General features: G+C 65.9%; 3 protein-coding genes and 1 pseudogene. 2 read left to right on the forward strand and 2 right to left on the reverse strand.

Annotated features, from left to right (window positions below; genetic code table 11):
* Nucleotides 1-18: 18 nt before the first annotated feature.
* Complete coding sequence (locus AOK15_RS40145; RefSeq protein ID WP_338059958.1) at nucleotides 19-708, forward strand: DUF5753 domain-containing protein; 690 nt, start codon at nucleotides 19-21, stop codon at nucleotides 706-708.
* Nucleotides 705-914, forward strand: a complete 210-nt coding sequence (locus AOK15_RS40150) for a DUF397 domain-containing protein (protein WP_055524071.1) — start codon at nucleotides 705-707, stop codon at nucleotides 912-914. The genes AOK15_RS40145 and AOK15_RS40150 overlap by 4 nt, the downstream gene beginning before the upstream one ends.
* A gap of 378 nt (nucleotides 915-1,292) precedes the next feature.
* Here AOK15_RS40150 and AOK15_RS40155 read toward each other — a convergent pair whose 3' ends face one another.
* Entirely contained in the window at nucleotides 1,293-1,658 is a 366-nt protein-coding gene (locus AOK15_RS40155; protein ID WP_055524073.1) for a PH domain-containing protein, read from the reverse strand.
* 80 nt (nucleotides 1,659-1,738) lie between these two features.
* Nucleotides 1,739-2,007: pseudogene (locus AOK15_RS40160) on the reverse strand (hypothetical protein); the annotation flags it as partial.

Raw genomic sequence — 2,007 nt, forward strand, 5'->3', positions numbered from 1 at the left:
TGTATAAGAGAAAGGGCCATGGTCTACAAGATCGAGGGAGGGAAGCGGATTCCTCGGCCCGACTATCTGGACAGGGCGGATGAGGTGTTGGGGGCGGGTGGGCTGCTCTCAGCGATGAAGGAGGACGTGAAGAAGGTTCGGTATCCGAAGAAGGTTCGGGATATCGCGAGGATGGAAGCACAGGCGGTCGAGATCGGCGTGTACGTCGGGATGAGCATCCACGGCCTGTTGCAGACTCCGGAGCATGCGCGGGCCCTGTTCGAGGCTCGGCAACCGCCGTACTCGGAAGAGGAGGTGGAGCGACTGGTTGCCGCACGGATGGCGCGCAAGTCGGTCTTCGAGAAGTCGCCTCCGCCCCCGCTCAATATTGTCCAAGAAGAGGCGGCACTACGTCGTCGTATCGGAGGGACAATGGTGCGGCGCCGACAGCTCGAACATCTGTTGGAGGTGGCGCAACTGCGCAATGTGACGTTCCAGGTGATGCCCACGGATACCGACGCGCACCCTGGCGTGGACGGCAAGATCGAGGTGCTGAAGTTCGCGGACGGCACCGCGGTGGGGCGCTCGGACGGCGCGTTCAACGGCCGCCTGACCTCCGACCCGAGGGAGCTGCGGATCCTCGAACTGCGGTATGGCATCATCCGGGCCCAGGCTCTCACGCCGGGGGAGTCACTCGCCTTCATCGAGCAAGTGTTGGGGGAAACATGATCCGCGCAGCCTCCGCTGGGCAGACCTCTGAGCTCACGTGGTTCAAGAGCAGCTACAGCGACGGCACCGAGGGCGATAGCTGCGTTGAGATCGCCGCTGCCCCCGGCACTGTGCACGTCCGTGACTCCAAGAACCTCGAAGGTCCCCAGCTTGCGCTGGGCCTGGATGCGTGGGCGGACTTCGTGGCGTACGCCTCGGGGAACTGACCCTTCGACTGCACTGGCCCGCGTCTGGTTGTCACCGGGCGGGGGCGCGTTGGAGTGGAAGTTGCTTCCCCATCGGCTTGCAGTAGCTCCAGGTCGCTGATTCAGATCCTTGCCGATGAGATACGGGAACAGCACTTCAGCGTTCTTGGGGTCCTTGGCGACAAGCGCCTTCGCCTGCTCAGGCATTAGCGCGAATCCCTTGCCCAACCCGTTCGACCTGAGCAGAGGAGCGGGACGGCGCTTCTCCGGACGCATGCGCCCGTGGGCGGGAGCACAACCCAGACAGAGAGGCGGATCTCGGCCCGGTATCAAGGCCGGAACACGGGCGGGGAAACGGAGGAGCCCGGTAGCCCTCTGGATCCCCGGCCCCGCGCGTGGCTACCCGGCGACGAACTGCGTGAGGATCGCCTGGACCTCGTAGATGTCCACGCCCTTCGTGAACGTCTTCTCGATCGGTTCGTGGGTGCCGGACAGCCAGATCTTCAGTTCCGCGTCGAGGTCGAAGTGACCGGCCGTCTCGACCGAGAAGTGCGTGATGCTCCGGTACGGGACGGAGTGGTACTCGACCTTCTTGCCGGTGATCCCCTGCTTGTCGATCAGGATGAGACGGCGGTCGGTGAACAGGATGGTGTCGCGGATCAGAAGGAAGGCTGCGTGGACCTGCTCCCCGTGGCCCAGCAGTCGTGCGTAGTCCTGCTGGGCCTTACCGGGATTGACGGTATGCGCGTTTCCGAACAGTGCCATGCACGGGGAGACGCTCATCCGCGCCCCCGGGGTTGCCTTCGACTACGCTGCGCTTCCGGGCGCCTACCGAGGGGCTCGGCTCACCCGCCCACGACGGGCCTGGAGCCGATGGCCGCGCAGGCCGCCTCCTCCGTGGGATGGCCGTCCGCCGGATAGATCACCGGACCTCCGAGGAGGTCCCGGCCGTCGGTGTCGGAGGACTCGCCGTGGTCGGGCTGCGCGTTCGGGTGATAGCAGGTCGCGAACCGGGTCGGCCGGGGGGTGACCCGTTCCGCGCCGGGCGCGGACTGGTTCCACATCCGGTCCCAGGCTGCCGCCCGTTCCTGCGCGGCAGCACGCGGACCGGATG

Source organism: Streptomyces ossamyceticus, assembly GCF_001418475.1.
Taxonomy (GTDB): domain Bacteria; phylum Actinomycetota; class Actinomycetes; order Streptomycetales; family Streptomycetaceae; genus Streptomyces; species Streptomyces ossamyceticus.

What these genes read in the sequence shown, in the direction of transcription:
- AOK15_RS40150 (WP_055524071.1), top strand. Translation starts at nt 705, where the DNA reads ATGATCCGCGCAGCCTCCGCTGGGCAGACCTCTGAGCTCACGTGGTTC.
- AOK15_RS40145 (WP_338059958.1), top strand. Translation starts at nt 19, where the DNA reads ATGGTCTACAAGATCGAGGGAGGGAAGCGGATTCCTCGGCCCGACTAT.
- AOK15_RS40155 (WP_055524073.1), bottom strand. Translation starts at nt 1,658, where the DNA reads ATGGCACTGTTCGGAAACGCGCATACCGTCAATCCCGGTAAGGCCCAG.